Genomic DNA, 18244 nt, shown 5'->3' on the forward strand with positions numbered 1-18244 from the left:
ATGGCCATGGATATGCGCAAGAGCGGTATAAGCAGCACGGCGGACTCGGGGTCCTACTCCGACCTGAACCGTCTTAACCAGCTCAAGGTCGGCGACGACAAGAACAGCGAAGGCAACATGCGCAAGGTCGCGCAGGAGTTCGAGTCGCTGTTTTTGAGCGAGATGCTCAAGTCCATGCGCTCGGCCACCGAGGCGTTGGGCAAGGACAACCCGCTGAACACGCCGGCAGCCAAGCAGTACCAGGAAATGTACGACCAGCAGTTGGCGGTCTCGATGTCCCGTGAAGGCGGCGGTATCGGCCTGGCCGATGTGTTGATGCGCCAGATGCAGAAGAACAAACCGGTGGAGGCCCAGGCCGCCACCCTGCAAGGCCCGGCAGCAGCCGAGCCGGCAAAGAAGGTCGATGTGCCGACGGAAATTGCCGCAGGCACCCAGGCTGATGGTCCCTTGGGCCGCTCCAATGGCCAGCGCCCGCTGTGGGCTTACCGTGTGGCTGAGCCACAGGCTGGCGCTGCGGCGTCCCACAGCAATGACATGGAGCTGATGAACCAGCGCCGTATTGCCTTGCCAAGCAAACTGACGGATCGCCTGCTCGCCGGCATTGTGCCGAACGCGCCGGTCGCGATCGATGCCAAGAGCGCGCCGTTGCGTAACAGCGTGGCCGACGACAACGTGATCAACAGCACCGCACGCACCTTCGCCGTGCCGAGCGGGCGCATGCAGGTCTATGGCCGCGCCGTGGCCCAGCCACCGTTGGCGCCGGCGAAGAAGGCCTTCAGTTCGCAGGATGAATTTGTCGCCACCATGTTGCCGATGGCCAAGGCGGCCGCTGCGCGCATTGGTGTCGATCCGAAGTACCTGGTGGCCCAGGCCGCGCTGGAAACCGGTTGGGGTAAGTCGGTGATGCGCGCCGAAGACGGCAGCAGCAGCCACAACCTGTTCGGCATCAAGGCCGGCCAGAGTTGGCAGGGCGGTCAGGCACGCGCCGTTACCAGCGAGTTCCGTGATGGGGCGATGGTCAAGGAAACGGCGCAGTTCCGTTCCTACAACTCGTACCAGGACAGCTTCCACGACCTGGTGACATTGCTGCAAAGCAATGATCGCTATAAAGAAGTTGTGAAGTCGGCCGACAACCCGGAACAGTTTGTACGCGAGTTGCAGAAAGCCGGTTACGCCACCGACCCGGACTATGCCAGCAAGATTTCGCAGATTGCCAAAACGATGAACAGTTACCAGAACTACGCTGCCGCTGGCGCAACCACTCATTTATAAGGTCTGAACCATGAGTTTGCTCAATATCGGGATGTCGGGGCTCAACGCCTCTCAAGGATCGTTGTCGGTCTTGAGTAACAACATCGCCAACGCCAACACGGCGGGCTATTCGCGCCAGCAGACCACCCAGACCGCGAATGCGTCGAACCAGTACGGCGGCGTGTTCATCGGCAGCGGCACCACCCTGGCCGATGTGCGCCGGGTGTATAACCAGTTCCTGGACACGGCCTATCAGAACAGCACCGCGCTCAACAGCGATGCCAAGGCCTACCTGGACCAGGTCAGCGCCGTCGACAAGACCCTGTCGGACAAGACCACTGGCATGTCAGCCGTGCTCAGTTCGTTCTTCGCTGCGGTGCAGACGGCCTCGGCCAACCCGAGCGACGTGTCGGCTCGCCAGGTACTGATCACCAATGCGCAGACGTTGACCAACCGGTTCAACTCGATTGCTAGCCAATTGGGCCAACAGAAAGAAACCATCAACAGCCAGTTGACCTCCATGACCGATCAGGTCAACCAGCTGACCTCGTCGATTGCGTCCTACAACAAGCAGATCGCCCAGGTACAGGGGTCGTCGAACACGACGCCGGCCAACTTGCTGGACGCTCGCGCCGAAGCCGTGCGGTCGCTCAATGAGTTGATCGGCGTGACCGCCAGTGAGAAGGACGGCATCTTCAGTGTCAGCACCGGTACCGGCCAATCCCTGGTGCTGGGCGACCGCTCCAACACCCTGTCCGCCGTGCCGAGCAAGAACGACACCAGTCAGTTCACGATCCAGCTCAATGCGTCCGGCGGTACGACGATGGACCTGGGCAATGTGATCAGTGGCGGCAGCATCGGTGGCTTGTTGCGCTATCGCAGTGATGCGTTGATGCCGGCGATCAACGACCTGGGGCGCATCGCGATCGTCGCCGCCGATACCATCAACACTCAACTGGGCCAGGGCCTGGACCTCAACGGCGAGTTCGGTAGCTCGATGTTCAAGGACATCAACAGTGCCGCGTCCATCGCCCAGCGCAGCGTCTCCGCGCAAGGTAACCAGGGCGCCGGCAACTTGGGCGTGACGATCAAAGACACCAGCAAACTGACCAATTACGATTACAAGGTCAGTTTCAACGATCCTGCCGACCTCAATAAAGTTACCGTGCTGCGGTCGGACGGCCAGGCCATGGGCACCTTTGATATTACGGCCACGCCGCCAGCGGTGATCGACGGCTTTACCCTGGCACTCAATAACGGCCCCATGCAGGCGGGTGACAGCTTCAAGGTCAGCCCGACCGCCAATGGCGCCAAGGAAATCGGCACCGTCCTCACCGACCCGACCAAGATTGCCTTTGCCGCGCCGTTGTCGGGCGAGGCCAGTAAGACCAACCAGGGCACGGGCTCGTTTACACCGCCAACGCTGACGGTGCCACTGGATATCCAGGGCGGTGCTGCCACCGCGCAACTGCGTGTCGGGATTGAACATTCGATGCCGGTGAAGATGGTGTTCGGCAAGCCGGCAGCTGATGGCACCCAGCCGTACACGCTCAATGATTCCCAAGGCAACCCGATTGGCTCTGGCAGTATTGTCCCGGGGCAGGGTAACAAGGTCACGATCAACGTGCCGATGCGTGATGCCAACGGTGCCTTGGTGGTACCGGCCAAGAGCTTCAGTTTCGACACCACGGTTGGCGGCTCGCCAACCAATGGCGACAGCACGACCTTTTCGTTCAACGCCTCCGGCAAGTCCGACAATCGCAACGCCCAGCAACTGATCAACCTGCAGACCAAGGCGACTGTAGGCACGGCGGCCGATGGCAGCGGCGGCACCAGCCTGGTGGGGGCCAACAGCAAGTTGGTGTCGACGGTCGGCGCCAAGGCCGCTTCGGCAGGTACCGACAGCACGGCCACCGGGGCGCTGCTGACCGCCAACAAAAACGCGCGCAACTCGGTGTCCCAGGTCAACCTGGATGAGGAGGCGGGCGACATGATCAAGTTCCAGCAGTACTACACGGCATCGTCGCAGATCATCAAGGCTGCGCAAGAAACCTTCAGTACGCTGATCAATAGTCTTTAAGGGAGTCTGGGACGATGCGCATTTCTACACAGCAGTATTTCGAAACCAGCTCGGCCAAGTATTCGGACAATTACTCGGGCGTGGTGAAGGCTCAGGAGCAGGCCAGTTCTGGTGTGCGCGTACAAACCGCCGCGGATGATCCGGTGGCGGCCGCGCGGTTGCTGATGCTGCAACAGCAGAAAGACATGGTGGCGCAATCCACGACCAACATCACCAGCCTGAAAAACTCTCTGACCAACGAAGAAAGTGTGCTGGGCGCCATTAGCGACGCCATGCAGCGCGCCACTCAGTTGGCCCTGCGTGCCGGTGGTGCCATCGGTGACGCTGATCGTCGTTCGATCGCCAGTGAGGTCGGTGCGATTGAAGACCAGGTCCTGGGCCTGCTCAACAGCAAGGACTCTTCAGGCAATTACCTGTTCTCCGGCTCCAAGACCCAGACCCCGCCGTATGCTCGCAACAACGATGGCACCTACAGCTATCAGGGTGATGAAACCCCGTTGAGCCTGCGGATTTCCAATACATTGAGCGTCAGCGCCGGTGATACGGGCAAGACTATCCTGGAAGGTGCGGCCAATGCTGGGCGCACCCAGGCCACCTGGCTGGCGCCGAACCCTCAGACCGTGCCGCCTACGGTCAATGACAACAAGGTTGCCCTGTCGGCTGGCCTGGTGACTTCCAGCAGCGACTACTCAAACAAGTTCGCCGACGGCGAACCCTACAAGCTGACGTTCACCAGCAGCACCCAGTACAAAGTCTCCGACAAGAATGGCAACGATGTCACTTCGGAGATTCCCGGCAACGGCACGTTTGACGCCACCAAGGAAGGCAGCACCAGCGTTGCACTGCGGGGCGTGAAGTTCGATATCACCATGAACCTTGGGGATGTGGCGCCGGGCGCCAACTCCGATGCGCTGGTCAAGGACCGTTCGTTCAGCCTGGCAGCCAAGCCGGATACGTTCAGTGTCTCGCGCACACCGAGCAATCCATCGAGTGTGCAACTGACGGGCGCCCGAGTGTCCAACCAGGCGGACTATGCCAGCACCTTCCCAAGCAACAATGGCGCAATCATCAAGTTCACCAGCGCGACTGCCTATGAGGTGTACGCGCAGCCTTATTCGAGCGCCAGCAAGGCGATCGCCACGGGTGATACCGGCGGCGGGACCACTGTAACAGCGGCTGGGGTGACGTTCGACATCAGTGGTGGGCTGCCGCAAGCGGGGGACCAATTTTCTGTCGGTGCCAACACCCAGAAAACCCAGAATGCACTGGATACCCTCGGCCAGTTGCGTAAGGCCTTGGAATTGCCGGCCGACGGCAATCCGGCGGCGACGGTCAAGCTCAAGGATGCCCTGGATAGCTCGATCGCCAATTTGGCCAACTCAATGTCGCAGATCGTCAACGTGCGGGGCTCCATCGGGGCACGGCAGAACGCGATGGATATCCAGGCCGATGAAAACTCGAGTATCACCATCGCTACTACCAGCACCATGAGCGACCTGGCCAACATCGATATGGGCGAGGCGGCGATTAACCTGACGCTGCAGCAGACCATGCTCCAGGCTTCGCAACTGGCCTTCGTGAAAATCTCGCAGTTGAGCCTGTTCAACAAGATGTAAATGGCGTGACGTCATGCGGCCCGCCCTGGAAACAGGGCGGGCCGTTGTCGTTTCTGGGATTTAATTGTTTGAAGGTTTTGCATAAAGCACACAAAATTGAGTGACCTGTGAGTCATAAAGCGCATCTTCACTGTATCGTGTGAAAAGGATAAGTCGTCACAGGGTCCTTGCGAGGCGGCTTTCAGCGAGATTTTTATGGGGTTATCCCCTTTATTGTCAGCACTCCGGGCGTGGCCCAGGGGTGTTCTCCAGCTATTTAGTATTGGGAAGCCACAATGATTGGCATAAAAAGCATCGCCAGTTACGTGCCGGCAGACGGGATCGATAACTACGCCCAGGGTGCCAAATTCGCCAAGGATGAAGAATTCATCATTGGCAAGATCGGTTCGGCGTTCCTGCCGCGCAAGGATGCCGCGCAGGAAACCTCCGATCTGTGTGTCGAGGCGGTCAACGCTTTGTTTGCCAATAACCCGGATTTGAAGCGCGAGTCCATCGATGCGCTGATCGTCGTCACCCAGAACGGTGATGAAGAAGGCCTGCCGCACACGGCCGCCATCGTCCAGGACAAGCTCGGCCTGCCGACCCACGTCGCGGCCTTTGATATTTCCCTGGGTTGTTCCGGTTACGTCTACGGTATCTACGCGATGAAAGGCTTCATGGAAGCCGCGGGCCTGAAAAACGGCCTGCTGATCACCGCTGACCCGTACTCCAAGATCGTCGACCCGGAAGACCGCAACACCACCATGCTGTTCGGCGATGCTGCTACTGCCACCTGGATGGGTGAGGATGCGCCGTGGTTGCTGGGCAAGTCGAAGTTCGGCACCGACGGTTCCGGTGCGCCGCACCTGAAGGTCAGTGATGGCGTGTTCTTCATGAACGGCCGCCAGGTCTTCAACTTCGCTCTGCTCAAGGTGCCGGCGCATTTGCATGAGCTGCTCAAGGAGTCGGATCTCAAGGCGGATGAGATCGATGCGTTCTGCATCCACCAGGGCAGTGCGGCGATTGTCGACGCCGTGGCGCGTCGTTTTGAAGATGCACCGGTGGACAAGTTCATCAAGGACATGGTCGAGACCGGCAACACCGTGTCATCGAGCATTCCCTTGCTGTTGGAAAAGCACGTGATGGACGCCACTTGGAAGCGCGTGGCTATCAGCGGTTTTGGTGTGGGCCTGTCGTGGGGCTCGGCAATTCTCTATCGCCCTTGATGCCTTGATAGCGTCCACAAAAAAACGCCGATGATCGAAAGATCATCGGCGTTTTTTATTTGGCGCCAAAAAACCCAATGAAATCGGGCTTTGGAGCTCGCGTAAACCCTTGAATTGCAAGGGGTGGCACGACGCCAGCAAAAAAATCAAAAAAAATCCTCAAGCAACCGGCTACCACGACGATAACTATTACGTAGGTTCTCAGGCCACACCCGGCGGTTGCCAGGGCCGGAAGCCGCAGTATCCATCCAACGAGGATTTCGTCATGGCTTTAACAGTAAACACCAACATTGCTTCGATCACTACTCAGGGCAACCTGAACAAAGCTGGCGGCGCCCTGGCCCAATCGATGCAGCGCCTGTCTTCCGGCCTGCGTATCAACAGCGCTAAAGACGACGCCGCCGGCCTGGGTATCGCCAACCGTATGACCAGCCAGATCAACGGCCTGGGTCAAGCTGTAAAGAACGCCAACGATGGTATCTCCATCGCGCAGACCGCTGAAGGCGCAATGCAGGCTTCGACCGACATTCTGCAAAAAATGCGTACCCTGGCTCTGTCCTCGGCAACCGGCTCCCTGAGCCCTGACGACCGTAAGTCGAACAACGACGAATACCAGGCCCTGACTTCGGAACTGACCCGTATCGCCCAGACCACTACTTTCGGTGGCCAGAAGCTGCTGGACGGTTCGTACGGTACCAAGTCGATCCAGGTTGGCGCCAACGCTAACGAAACCATCAACCTGTCCCTGGACAACGTTGCTGCCAACAACATCGGTTCGCAGCAAATCAAGAGCATCGGCATCACTCCAGGCGCTGGTGTTGTAGGCGGCGCAATCGCAGTGACCGGTAACGGCCAGACTGCCAGCGTTACCGTAGCCGGTGCAGCTTCTGCCAAAACCATCGCCGCCCAGCTGAACGGCGCCATCGGTGGCCTGAGCGCTACCGCCAGCACTGAAGCTCAGTTCGTAGTCGGCGCCGGTGCTGCTACCGCTCCAGCTTCGTTCACCATGACCGTTGGCGGCCAAGCCACCACATTCGTTGGCGTAAAAGACACTGCCAGCCTGGCTGACCAGCTGAAGTCGAACTCCGCCAAACTGGGTATCAGCGTTAACTACGACGAGGCCAAAGGCACTCTGTCGGTTAAATCCGACACCGGTGAAAACCTGTCCTTCAGTGCTTCGACCGCTGCCGGCACCATCACTGTTGCCACCAAAGACGGTTCGGGCGCTTACGGTACCGCTACTGCCCTGGCTGACGGCATCATCGCTACCGGTGCTGTGAACATGGACTCCGCCAAGGGTTACTCCCTGGAAGGCGCTGGTGTGACCGGTGTCTTCGGTGCCGCTACTTCGGCTGCTTCGGCCAAGACCTCCGTATCGCAAACTGACGTGACTGACGCCACCAAGGCCCAGAACGCTGTTTCCGTGATCGACCAGGCTATCGCAACCATCTCCAGCTCCCGTTCGGGCCTGGGTGCGGTACAGAACCGTCTGACCAGCACTGTGGACAACCTGTCCAACATCCAGAAAAACAGCACCGCTGCTCGCTCCACCATCCAGGACGTCGACTTCGCTTCCGAAGCCGCTGAACTGACCAAGCAGCAAACCCTGCAGTCGGCTTCCACTGCGATCCTGTCGCAGGCTAACCAGCTGCCATCCGCTGTACTGAAGCTGCTTCAGTAATAACGGCACGTGGTGATTGACGGAAGGGCGCGTTTACGTGCCCTTTCGTCTTTTCCAATCAGAGGAGATTGGGCATGGACATGAATGTAAAACTGAACTTGTCTTATCCGCCGCTGGCCCCCCAAGGCACCGTGGCACCTGTGGTTGCAGACAAGGACAAAAGCAAGGTTGAAGCGGCCGCGCCAACCGTGGGCACGTCCCAAAAGGACAGCCTGGAAAAAGCGGTCACCGATATTAAAGAATTCGTACAAGCGGCCCAGCGTAATCTGGACTTTTCCATTGATGATTCCACCCACAGGGTCGTGGTCAAGGTCATTGCCACCGACACGGGTGAAGTGATCCGGCAGATTCCTTCGGAAACAGCCCTGAAGCTGGCGCAAAACCTGGCCAGCGCCAGTCATGTGTTGTTTGATGACAAGGCTTGAACTGGCATGAAATTTGTTGCTGTCACCGCTTGAAGCGACGTTCGTCAAGATAACGGCAGCCACCGGAATAGGAGAAAGATGATGGCGGGTACAACGATTACCGGCGTGGGGTCGGGTTTCGACACTCAGGCAATTGTGAAATCCCTGGTGGATGCCGAGCGAGCGCCGAAACAGGCTCAGATCAATCTGCAGTCGCAAAAGGCGACCACCCAGCTGTCGTCGATCGGCAAGATCCAGGCCGCCCTGGACGCCTTCCGTGGTGCGCTGGCCAATATGGGCACCGACAACAGCTTCAGTGGCTTGACCGGTACGTCTTCGGACGAGAAGGTTGCCACCATGACGGCCAACCAGGGTGCGGCGAGCGGTAGCTTCGCGCTGATCGTCAACCAGTTGGCGACGCCTTCGAAGTTGTCGACCAAGAGTTTCACGGGTGGCCAGTCGACCGTTGTGAACAGCGGCACCACCCCAACGACGCTGACGATCAGCCAGTCGGGCAAGAACTTCGACCTGAGTGTGCCGGCCGGCGCGACCTTGCAACAGGTGCGTGACTCGATCAACTCTCAATTTGGTACTGCTGGCTTGAGTGCCAACATTCTTACCGACTCCAACGGTTCGCGTCTTATTCTGACCTCCACCAATGGCGGGGTCGGTTCGGACCTGACAATGTCGGGCAACTCCGGGATCGATACGGGGTACACGGTGGTCAACCCACCTCAGAACGCCAAGTACACCATCGATGGCATTGCCGCGGAATCCAAGACCAACAGCATCACGGATGCGGTGAGTGGCGTGAGCATTAAATTGCTGGCGTTGTCGCCGACGGTCACTGCGAATGATCAGAGCCCGAACCCGCTTCGTACAGCGCTGACCATTTCGGTCACTACAAGCACCACCGCCCTCAAATCCGGGGTCAAGGGTTTCGTCGACACCTACAACGCCCTGCTCAAGGCGATGAACGCCGAGACCAAGGTGACCAAGGATGCTGCCGGCAACTCGGTGGCGGCCACCCTGACCGGCGACTCGACCATGCGCACCTTGCAGGCTGCGATTCGCAACGAGTTCAACGCACTGTCCGGCAACGGTAGCCTGAAGTCCCTGGCCCAGTTCGGTGTCACTACCGACCAGGACACTGGCGCGCTGAGCATTGATGCCAAACAGTGGGACAAGGCCGTACTGACAAACGCCGCCGACATCAACAGTATCTTCAGCGGCAAGAACGGTTTGCTTGCACGGCTGACCACCGCCACCGATGGCTATGCCAAGGCCACCACGGGAATTCTGGCGACGCGTTCCACATCCTTGTCGGACAGCCTCAAAGACCTGAACAAGCAGCAGACCGCCCTGGATGAGCGTCTCACCACCATGCAAGACGCCTTGACCCGCAAGTACACGGCCATGGATACGCTAGTGGCGCAGTTGCGCCAGCAGAGCAACAGTATCCTCGGCACGCTCAATGCGCTCAGTAAATCGCAAAGCAGTGATAGCTGATTGAATGCGGATAAAAAAGCCCGGGTCCGTTGACCTGGGCTTTGTTCTTTGTAGGACCATCGGCTTAAAGTTTTTTGCGAACGGGTCGACATAATGGTTACTGCAACCCTTCTCGCTGTTGCCTGTCACGAGGTAGAAACATGAATCCCATGAGAGCCCTTCGCCAATACCAGAAGGTCAATTCCCATGCCCAGATCTCCGAAGCCAGCCCGCACCGCCTGGTGCAGATGTTGATGGAGGGCGGGCTTGACCGCATGGCGCAAGCCAAAGGCGCGCTGGCGCGTGGCGACATCGCAGCGAAGGGCCTGATGCTGGGCAAGGCCGCCGATATCCTCATCGGCCTGCGTGACGGCCTGAGTGCGGAAAAGAGCGACAACAAGGAATACGTTCAGCAACTGGAAGGCCTGTACGTGTACATGACCAACCGTTTGATGGAAGCCAATTTGCACAACGACGCCGACATGATCGACGAAGTTGCGCGTTTGCTGATCACCGTGAAAGAAGGCTGGGATGCCATCGGCGCGCCACAGACCGCCGCACAATAAGGCCACCGGCCTTGAGGAGCACGTCATGAGCCAAGCACTGCAACGCATTGATGAAACCCGTGAGGCGCTGATCGGCGCGCTGGCGGACCGCAACTGGGACGCCATCGGCGAACTGGACCTGGGCTGTCGTCACGTCATCGACGAGGTGCTCAGCGAAGCGCCGGTGGACGAAGGTGCGTTGCGTGAAAAGCTTGAGAGCCTGCTAGCGGTTTACCAGCAATTGCTTGAGGTGACGACGGGCGAGCGCCAGGCGATTTTCGAAGAGATGTCGCAGATCAACCAAGCTAAAAACGCGTCAAAGGTTTACCATCTGTTCGGCTGAATGGGCTCAGTTAGTCCGAACGGCGCGTCATATATTTGACTGTGCCAGCATTTTTGACTTAACTAGTGCTGTTTTCAGATTTCAGACGTCTAGTAAGGTACAAAGTCTTACAGGCGTCTCGATTGCCCTCACTTCGGGGCAGGAAGTTTTACTAGGGAAGTTGCTATTGCATGTGGCGTGAAACCAAAATTCTGCTGATTGATGACGATAGCGTCCGCCGCCGCGATTTAGCGGTGATTTTGAATTTTCTTGGCGAAGAAAATTTGCCCTGCGGCAGCCATGACTGGCAGCAGGCGGTCAGCTCATTGTCATCGAGCCGTGAAGTCATTTGTGTGCTGATCGGGACGGTGAACGCTCCTGGCGCTGTTTTGGGCTTGTTAAAGACACTGTCTACCTGGGATGAGTTCCTTCCAGTGTTGCTAATGGGTGATATTTCTTCTGTCGACCTGCCGGAAGACCAACGCCGCCGAGTGCTTTCCACCCTGGAAATGCCCCCCAGCTACAGCAAATTGCTTGATTCCCTGCACCGTGCCCAGGTCTATCGCGAGATGTATGACCAGGCCCGCGAGCGCGGTCGTCACCGCGAGCCCAACCTGTTCCGCAGCCTTGTCGGTACCAGTCGTGCCATCCAGCACGTGCGCCAGATGATGCAGCAAGTGGCCGATACCGACGCCAGTGTGCTGATCCTCGGTGAGTCCGGCACTGGCAAGGAAGTGGTCGCGCGCAACCTGCACTATCACTCCAAGCGCCGCGACGGGCCTTTCGTGCCGGTCAACTGCGGGGCGATCCCTGCAGAGCTGCTCGAAAGCGAGTTGTTCGGCCACGAAAAGGGCGCCTTTACCGGGGCGATCACCAGCCGTGCCGGGCGTTTCGAGCTGGCCAACGGCGGTACGTTGTTCCTCGACGAAATCGGCGACATGCCGCTGCCGATGCAGGTCAAGCTGCTGCGCGTATTGCAGGAGCGTACGTTCGAGCGCGTGGGCAGCAACAAGACCCAGAGCGTCGACGTGCGCATCATCGCGGCGACCCACAAGAACCTCGAGAGCATGATCGAGGTCGGCAGCTTCCGCGAAGACCTGTACTACCGCCTCAACGTATTCCCGATCGAGATGGCCCCGCTGCGTGAGCGCGTGGAAGACATCCCGTTGCTGATGAACGAGTTGATCTCGCGCATGGAGCACGAAAAGCGCGGTTCGATCCGCTTCAACTCCGCCGCGATCATGTCCCTGTGCCGCCACGGCTGGCCGGGCAACGTGCGCGAGCTGGCCAACCTGGTGGAGCGCATGGCGATCATGCACCCCTACGGTGTGATCGGCGTGGTCGAGCTGCCGAAGAAATTCCGCTACGTCGACGACGAAGACGAGCAACTGGTCGACAGCCTGCGCAGCGACATGGAAGAGCGGGTGGCCATCAACGGCCATACCCCGGACTTCGGTTCGACCGCCATGCTGCCGCCCGAAGGCCTGGACCTGAAGGACTACCTCGGTAATCTCGAGCAGGGCCTGATCCAACAAGCCCTGGACGACGCCAACGGCATCGTCGCCCGTGCCGCCGAGCGCCTGCGCATCCGTCGTACCACCCTGGTGGAGAAGATGCGCAAGTACGGTATGAGCCGCAAAGAAGGTGATGAACAGGCAGATGATTGACGCCTGTTTTTCAAGCCGCTGATTTATCAGCGGTTTTTTTTCGGCACAAGTATTGCTACAGCCCTCGCAACGTTCCGTTTAACTGACGGTCAGCCAAGCGAGAGAGCATGATGCCCCACGCCGCCCAACATTCTTCCAGTCCTGCCATTGCAGGGCTGGTTCCCTCTGTAGAACAGCAAAGCCGCCAAGGCCTGGAACAGGCCTTTTCGCTGTTCAACCAGATGTCCAGCCAATTGACCGACTCCTACAGCCTGCTCGAAGCCCGTGTGTCCGAGCTTAAAGGCGAGTTGGCCGTGGTCAGTGCCCAGCGCATGGAAGAGTTGGCCGAGAAAGAGCGCCTGGCCAACCGCCTGCAAAACCTACTGTCGCTACTGCCCGGTGGCGTGATCGTCATCGACGAAGAAGGCCGCGTGCGCGAAGCCAACCCGGCGGCCTGCGACATGCTCGGCCTGCCGTTGGAAGGTGAGCTTTGGCGCCATGTCATCACCCGCTGCTTTGCGCCGCGTGAAGACGACGGCCATGAAATCTCCCTCAAGGACGGCCGCCGCTTGTCCATCGCCACCCGTTCCCTGGACGCGGAGCCGGGCCAGTTGGTGCTGCTTAATGACCTGACTGAAACCCGTCACTTGCAAGACCAGTTGGCGCGTCACGAGCGTCTGTCGTCGCTGGGGCGCATGGTCGCTTCTCTGGCGCATCAGATCCGTACACCGCTGTCGGCGGCGCTGATCTACGCCAGTCATTTGACTGACGAACAGTTGCCTGCCGCCACCCACCAACGGTTTGCCGGGCGGCTCAAGGAACGTCTGCACGAGTTGGAGCATCAGGTGCGCGACATGCTGGTGTTTGCCCGTGGCGAATTGCCGCTGACCGACCGCATCACGCCGGCCGAGTTGATGCAGGCCCTGCAAGCGGCGGCCGCCACCCATATTCAAGACGTGCACGTGCGTTGGCAGTGCGACAGCCACCTTGGTGAACTGCTGTGCAACCGTGACACCCTCGTCGGCTCGCTGCTCAACCTGATCGAGAACGCCACTCAAGCCAGCGGCCCCGGTGCGCGGCTCAAGGTGCACCTGTACAACCGCGAGCAAAACCTGCGCCTGTGCATCAGTGACAGCGGCAGCGGTATCGAGCCCGCCGTGTTGCAGCGTCTGGGCGAACCTTTTTTCACCACCAAGACCAACGGCACCGGCCTGGGCCTGACCGTGGTCAAGGCAGTGGCGCGTGCTCATCAGGGAGAATTGCAATTGCACTCCCGGGTTGGGCGGGGCACCTGTGCATTGATGACCTTGCCGCTGTTTTCATGCGCGGCAAGCGCGGAGTAGGAAGGCTATGGCAATCAAGGTTCTGTTGGTGGAAGACGATCGCGCCCTGCGTGAAGCATTGGCTGACACGCTGCTGTTGGCGGGCCATGACTACCGGGCGGTCGGTTCTGCCGAAGACGCCTTGGAGGCGGTGGAGCAGGAGTCCTTCAGCCTGGTGGTCAGCGATGTAAACATGCCCGGCATGGACGGGCACCAGTTGCTCGGCCTGCTGCGTGCGCGTCAGCCGCAGTTGCCGGTATTGCTGATGACTGCCCATGGCGCCGTCGAGCGTGCGGTCGATGCCATGCGCCAGGGTGCGGCGGATTACCTGGTAAAACCCTTCGAACCCAAAGCCTTGATCGAGCTGGTTGCTCGGCACGCCCTGGGTGTAATCCCGGCCACTGACGGCGAGGGTCCGATTGCCTTCGAACCGGCCAGCGCGCAATTGCTGGAGCTGGCGGCCCGCGTGGCGCGCAGCGATTCCACGGTGTTGATTTCCGGCGAGTCCGGCACCGGTAAGGAAGTGCTGGCGCGTTACATCCATCAGCAATCGACCCGCGCCAAGCAGCCGTTTATCGCCATCAATTGCGCGGCGATCCCCGACAACATGCTCGAAGCCACGCTGTTCGGCCACGAAAAAGGCTCCTTTACCGGCGCCATCGCGGCCCAGGCGGGCAAGTTCGAGCAGGCTGACGGCGGCACCATTCTGCTCGATGAGATTTCGGAAATGCCCCTGGGCCTGCAAGCCAAGTTGCTGCGGGTGCTGCAGGAGCGTGAAGTGGAGCGCGTCGGCGCACGGAAGCCGATCCAGTTGGATATCCGCGTAGTCGCCACCACCAACCGCGACCTGGCGGGCGAAGTAGCGGCCGGGCGCTTTCGCGAAGACCTGTTCTACCGTCTGTCGGTATTCCCCCTGGCCTGGCGCCCGTTGCGCGAGCGCCCGGCGGACATCATTCCGTTGGCCGAGCGTCTGCTGAATAACCACGTCAAAAAAATGAAGCACGCCCAGGCGCGGCTGTCGGCTGAGGCCCAGGCCTGCCTGATCGCCTACCCGTGGCCGGGTAATGTGCGGGAGCTCGACAACGCCATCCAGCGTGCGCTGATCCTGCAACAGGGCGGCCTGATCCAGCCCCAGGATTTCTGCCTGGCCCTGGGCAGCGGTGCCGCGCCGCTGCCAACCTTGGCGCCTGCGCCCGTGGTGGCCGAAACCGAAACCGCCGGTGCGCTGGGCGACGACCTGCGTCGCCGCGAATTCCAGATGATCATCGACACCCTGCGCGCCGAGCGTGGCCGTCGCAAAGAGGCCGCCGAGCGCCTGGGCATCAGCCCGCGCACCTTGCGCTACAAGCTGGCGCAGATGCGTGACGCGGGGATGGATGTCGAGGCGTATCTGTTCGCCACCTGATTAGTATCGAGGCCGACAAGGTTTGTCGCCTTTTCTTACGAGTTAAACCAGAGCTGGCACCCTTGTTGCTACCTCCCCTAGTAAGTGCGGCGTAGCGTCAAAAAAAATGCGGGTTGTCGGAGAGAGAAGTTCATGAGCCAGGGTATTGAGTTCAATCGGTTGATGTTGGATATGCGCTCCATGCAAATGGATGCCATGGCTCAACCGAAATCCGTCGCGCCAGCGCCGGAATTGGGCCAAAGCAGCTTCGCCGACATGCTCGGCCAGGCCATCAACAAAGTCAGTGACACCCAGCAAGCTTCCAGCCAGTTGGCCAACGCGTTCGAGATCGGCAAAAGCGGCGTGGACCTCACCGACGTGATGGTCGCCTCGCAAAAGGCCAGCGTTTCGTTCCAGGCGTTGACCCAGGTGCGTAACAAGCTGGTTCAGGCTTACCAAGACATCATGCAGATGCCGGTTTAAGGACGAGATTTAAGTCATGGCAGAAGCAGTCGTGGACAACGTACCCGCCAAGGCAGACGGCAAGCCGCCGCTGTTTGGCCTGTCGTTCCTGGAAAACCTCTCCGAAATGACCATGTTGCGTCAGGTGGGCCTGATGGTCGGCCTGGCTGCCAGCGTGGCGATTGGTTTTGCCGTGGTGCTGTGGTCGCAGCAACCCGATTACCGGCCGCTGTATGGCAGCCTGGCGGGCATGGATTCCAAGCAGATCATGGAAACCCTCGCCGCCGCCGACATCGCCTACACCGTGGAGCCCAACTCCGGGGCGCTGCTGGTCAAGGCCGACGATGTGGCCCGTGCGCGCATGAAGCTCGCCGCCGCCGGCGTGACCCCGTCCGACAGCAACATCGGTTTTGAGATCCTCGACAAGGACCAGGGCCTGGGCACTAGCCAGTTCATGGAAGCCACCCGCTATCGTCGTGGCCTGGAAGGCGAACTGGCGCGCACCATCTCCAGCCTCAACAACGTCAAGGGTGCCCGTGTGCACCTGGCCATTCCGAAAAGCTCGGTGTTTGTGCGCGACGAGCGCAAGCCAAGTGCCTCGGTATTGGTCGAACTGTTCTCCGGCCGCTCCCTGGAGCCTGGCCAGGTGCTGGCGATCGTCAACCTGGTCGCCACCAGCGTGCCTGAACTGAGCAAATCGCAGATCACCGTGGTGGACCAGAAGGGCAACCTGCTGTCCGACCAGGCGGAAAACTCTGCGTTGACCCAGGCCGGCAAGCAGTTCGACTACAGCCGCCGCGTCGAAAGCATGCTTACCCAGCGTGTGCACAACATTCTGCAACCGGTGCTCGGCAACGACCGCTACAAGGCGGAAGTGTCCGCCGACGTTGACTTCAGCGCCGTCGAGTCGACCTCCGAGCAGTTCAACCCGGACCAACCGGCGCTGCGCAGCGAGCAGTCCACCAGTGAACAACGCACCGCCGCCAATGGCCCGCCGCAAGGTGTGCCCGGCGCCCTGAGCAACCAGCCGCCGGCCCCGGCCTCGGCACCGCAAACCACCGGTGGCGCAGCTGCCAGCGCTGGCGCGGTGCAACCTGGCCAGCCGCTGCTGGACGCCAATGGTCAGCAGATCATGGACCCGGCCACCGGCCAGCCGATGCTCGCGCCGTACCCGGCGGACAAGCGTAACCAGTCCACCAAGAACTTCGAGCTTGACCGTTCCATCAGCCACACCAAACAGCAACAAGGCCGCGTCAATCGCCTGTCGGTGTCGGTGGTGGTGGATGACCAGGTCAAGGTCAATGCCGCGGATGGCGCCGTCACCCGTGCTCCTTGGAGCGCCGACGAATTGGCGCGCTTCACGCGCCTGGTGCAGGATGCCGTCGGTTTCGACGCGAGCCGTGGTGACAGTGTCAGCGTGATCAATATGCCGTTCTCCGCCGAGCGTGGCGAAGTGATCGCCGAGCCGGCGTTCTACTCGCAGCCGTGGTTCTGGGACATCGTCAAGCAAGTACTGGGTGTGTTGTTTATCCTGGTACTGGTGTTCGGCGTGCTGCGCCCGGTGCTCAACAACATCACCGGCAACGGCAAGAAACAGCTTGCCCTGGCAGGCGGCGACGTCGAGTTGGGTGGCATGGGCGGCCTGGACGGCGAACTGGCCAACGACCGCGTCAGCCTCGGTGGCCCGCAAAGTATCCTGTTGCCAAGCCCGAGCGAAGGCTATGACGCTCAGCTGAATGCAATCAAGAGTCTGGTGGCAGAAGACCCGGGCCGTGTGGCCCAGGTCGTGAAAGAGTGGATCAACGCAGATGAGTGATAATCGAGCCGCTGTTGCCAAGCTCACCAAGGTCGACAAAGCCGCAGTCCTGCTGCTGTCCCTGGGTGAAACCGACGCCGCCCAAGTGCTGCGCCACATGGGCCCCAAAGAGGTTCAGCGTGTCGGCGTGGCCATGGCGCAGATGCGCAATGTGCACCGCGAGCAAGTCGAGCAGGTGATGAGCGAGTTCGTCGAGATCGTCGGCGACCAGACCAGCCTGGGTGTCGGCTCCGACAGCTACATCCGCAAGATGCTCACCTCGGCCCTGGGCGAAGACAAGGCCAACGGCCTGATCGACCGCATCCTGCTTGGTGGCAACACCAGCGGCCTCGACAGCCTCAAATGGATGGAGCCGCGCGCCGTTGCCGACGTGATCCGCTACGAACACCCGCAAATCCAGGCGATCGTAGTGGCCTACCTCGACCCGGACCAGGCCGGTGAAGTGCTCGGCCACTTCGACCATAAAGTGCGCCTGGACATCATCCTGCGCGTGTCGTCGCTGAACACCGTGCAACCGGCGGCGCTTAAAGAACTCAACACGATCCTGGAGAAGCAGTTCTCCGGCAACTCGAACGCCTCGCGCACCACCCTGGGTGGTATCAAGCGCGCGGCCGACATCATGAACTTCCTCGACAGCTCGGTCGAAGGCCAGTTGATGGACTCGATCCGCGAGATCGACGACACCCTGTCCGGCCAGATCGAAGACCTCATGTTCGTGTTCAACAACCTTTCCGATGTCGACGATCGTGGCATCCAGGCATTGCTGCGCGAAGTGTCCTCGGACGTGCTGGTGCTGGCCCTCAAGGGCTCGGACGAAAACGTCAAAGAGAAGATCTTCAAGAACATGTCCAAGCGTGCCTCGGAACTGTTGCGCGACGACCTGGAAGCCAAAGGCCCGGTGCGCGTCAGCGACGTGGAAACCGCGCAGAAAGAAATCCTCACCATTGCCCGCCGTATGGCCGAAGCCGGAGAAATCGTTCTCGGCGGGAAGGGCGGCGAAGAAATGATCTAAGGCGCCTTTC

At 60.1% G+C, this 18244-nt stretch carries 15 protein-coding genes; all 15 read left to right on the forward strand.

The annotated features are described in order from the left end of the window. The 15 genes from flgJ (at window position 1) to fliG (ending at window position 18234) form a co-directional block, all read left to right on the forward strand. Window positions 1–1272 carry a flagellar assembly peptidoglycan hydrolase FlgJ gene (gene flgJ / locus AC0IYN_RS19085; RefSeq protein ID WP_471842531.1) on the forward strand — a complete coding sequence of 424 codons (1272 nt, stop codon included), beginning with the start codon at window positions 1–3 and terminating at the stop codon, window positions 1270–1272. A 10-nt stretch (window positions 1273–1282) separates the two neighbouring features. Next, window positions 1283–3331, forward strand: coding sequence for a flagellar hook-associated protein FlgK (gene flgK, locus AC0IYN_RS19090; RefSeq protein ID WP_406599524.1), 2049 nt, complete (start codon window positions 1283–1285; stop codon window positions 3329–3331). A 14-nt stretch (window positions 3332–3345) separates the two neighbouring features. Next, the gene (locus AC0IYN_RS19095) at window positions 3346–4947 is read left to right on the forward strand and encodes a flagellar hook-associated protein 3 (protein ID WP_406599525.1); all 1602 of its coding nucleotides are present in this window, start codon (window positions 3346–3348) and stop codon (window positions 4945–4947) included. Window positions 4948–5222: 275 nt separating this feature from the next. Continuing rightward, entirely contained in the window at window positions 5223–6152 is a 930-nt protein-coding gene (locus AC0IYN_RS19100; RefSeq protein WP_406599526.1) for a ketoacyl-ACP synthase III, read from the forward strand. Between the two features lie 265 nt (window positions 6153–6417). Then, window positions 6418–7833: a flagellin N-terminal helical domain-containing protein gene (locus AC0IYN_RS19105; RefSeq protein ID WP_406599527.1), complete on the forward strand. Its 1416-nt coding sequence runs from the start codon at window positions 6418–6420 to the stop codon at window positions 7831–7833. A 74-nt stretch (window positions 7834–7907) separates the two neighbouring features. Then, the gene (locus AC0IYN_RS19110; protein WP_078049626.1) at window positions 7908–8258 is read left to right on the forward strand and encodes a flagellar protein FlaG; all 351 of its coding nucleotides are present in this window, start codon (window positions 7908–7910) and stop codon (window positions 8256–8258) included. An 81-nt stretch (window positions 8259–8339) separates the two neighbouring features. Further along, window positions 8340–9746 carry a flagellar filament capping protein FliD gene (fliD, locus tag AC0IYN_RS19115; protein ID WP_471842537.1) on the forward strand — a complete coding sequence of 469 codons (1407 nt, stop codon included), beginning with the start codon at window positions 8340–8342 and terminating at the stop codon, window positions 9744–9746. 140 nt (window positions 9747–9886) lie between these two features. Beyond that, window positions 9887–10291, forward strand: a complete 405-nt coding sequence (gene fliS / locus AC0IYN_RS19120; RefSeq protein WP_406599530.1) for a flagellar export chaperone FliS — start codon at window positions 9887–9889, stop codon at window positions 10289–10291. 25 nt (window positions 10292–10316) lie between these two features. After that, window positions 10317–10613 carry a flagellar protein FliT gene (gene fliT, locus AC0IYN_RS19125; protein WP_406599531.1) on the forward strand — a complete coding sequence of 99 codons (297 nt, stop codon included), beginning with the start codon at window positions 10317–10319 and terminating at the stop codon, window positions 10611–10613. Between the two features lie 170 nt (window positions 10614–10783). Then, window positions 10784–12259 (forward strand): sigma-54 dependent transcriptional regulator, encoded by a 1476-nt coding sequence (locus AC0IYN_RS19130; RefSeq protein WP_033900748.1) that lies wholly within the window; start codon window positions 10784–10786, stop codon window positions 12257–12259. Between the two features lie 110 nt (window positions 12260–12369). After that, a complete protein-coding gene (locus AC0IYN_RS19135) occupies window positions 12370–13581 on the forward strand; it encodes a sensor histidine kinase (RefSeq protein ID WP_078050981.1) in 1212 nt (403 codons plus the stop codon). Window positions 13582–13588: 7 nt separating this feature from the next. After that, a complete protein-coding gene (locus tag AC0IYN_RS19140; RefSeq protein WP_406599532.1) occupies window positions 13589–14965 on the forward strand; it encodes a sigma-54-dependent transcriptional regulator in 1377 nt (458 codons plus the stop codon). A 132-nt stretch (window positions 14966–15097) separates the two neighbouring features. After that, a complete protein-coding gene (fliE, locus tag AC0IYN_RS19145) occupies window positions 15098–15427 on the forward strand; it encodes a flagellar hook-basal body complex protein FliE (protein ID WP_015885194.1) in 330 nt (109 codons plus the stop codon). Between the two features lie 16 nt (window positions 15428–15443). Then, window positions 15444–17222 carry a flagellar basal-body MS-ring/collar protein FliF gene (gene fliF / locus AC0IYN_RS19150; protein ID WP_406599533.1) on the forward strand — a complete coding sequence of 593 codons (1779 nt, stop codon included), beginning with the start codon at window positions 15444–15446 and terminating at the stop codon, window positions 17220–17222. After that, on the forward strand, window positions 17215–18234 hold the full coding sequence (gene fliG / locus AC0IYN_RS19155) for a flagellar motor switch protein FliG (protein ID WP_010208743.1): 1020 nt from the start codon (window positions 17215–17217) through the stop codon (window positions 18232–18234). Before fliF ends, fliG begins: the two co-directional genes overlap by 8 nt. The last annotated feature ends 10 nt before the right edge of the window (window positions 18235–18244 follow it).

The organism is Pseudomonas sp. AC112 (genome assembly GCF_979253545.1).

Excerpts from the sequence above, each read along its gene's own strand:
- AC0IYN_RS19095 (WP_406599525.1), top strand. The coding sequence starts at position 3,346 with ATGCGCATTTCTACACAGCAGTATTTCGAAACCAGCTCGGCCAAGTAT.
- AC0IYN_RS19110 (WP_078049626.1), top strand. The coding sequence starts at position 7,908 with ATGGACATGAATGTAAAACTGAACTTGTCTTATCCGCCGCTGGCCCCC.
- flgJ (WP_471842531.1), top strand. The coding sequence starts at position 1 with ATGGCCATGGATATGCGCAAGAGCGGTATAAGCAGCACGGCGGACTCG.
- fliS (WP_406599530.1), top strand. The coding sequence starts at position 9,887 with ATGAATCCCATGAGAGCCCTTCGCCAATACCAGAAGGTCAATTCCCAT.
- AC0IYN_RS19100 (WP_406599526.1), top strand. The coding sequence starts at position 5,223 with ATGATTGGCATAAAAAGCATCGCCAGTTACGTGCCGGCAGACGGGATC.
- AC0IYN_RS19135 (WP_078050981.1), top strand. The coding sequence starts at position 12,370 with ATGCCCCACGCCGCCCAACATTCTTCCAGTCCTGCCATTGCAGGGCTG.
- fliE (WP_015885194.1), top strand. The coding sequence starts at position 15,098 with ATGAGCCAGGGTATTGAGTTCAATCGGTTGATGTTGGATATGCGCTCC.
- flgK (WP_406599524.1), top strand. The coding sequence starts at position 1,283 with ATGAGTTTGCTCAATATCGGGATGTCGGGGCTCAACGCCTCTCAAGGA.
- AC0IYN_RS19130 (WP_033900748.1), top strand. The coding sequence starts at position 10,784 with ATGTGGCGTGAAACCAAAATTCTGCTGATTGATGACGATAGCGTCCGC.
- fliF (WP_406599533.1), top strand. The coding sequence starts at position 15,444 with ATGGCAGAAGCAGTCGTGGACAACGTACCCGCCAAGGCAGACGGCAAG.
- fliG (WP_010208743.1), top strand. The coding sequence starts at position 17,215 with ATGAGTGATAATCGAGCCGCTGTTGCCAAGCTCACCAAGGTCGACAAA.
- AC0IYN_RS19140 (WP_406599532.1), top strand. The coding sequence starts at position 13,589 with ATGGCAATCAAGGTTCTGTTGGTGGAAGACGATCGCGCCCTGCGTGAA.
- AC0IYN_RS19105 (WP_406599527.1), top strand. The coding sequence starts at position 6,418 with ATGGCTTTAACAGTAAACACCAACATTGCTTCGATCACTACTCAGGGC.
- fliT (WP_406599531.1), top strand. The coding sequence starts at position 10,317 with ATGAGCCAAGCACTGCAACGCATTGATGAAACCCGTGAGGCGCTGATC.
- fliD (WP_471842537.1), top strand. The coding sequence starts at position 8,340 with ATGGCGGGTACAACGATTACCGGCGTGGGGTCGGGTTTCGACACTCAG.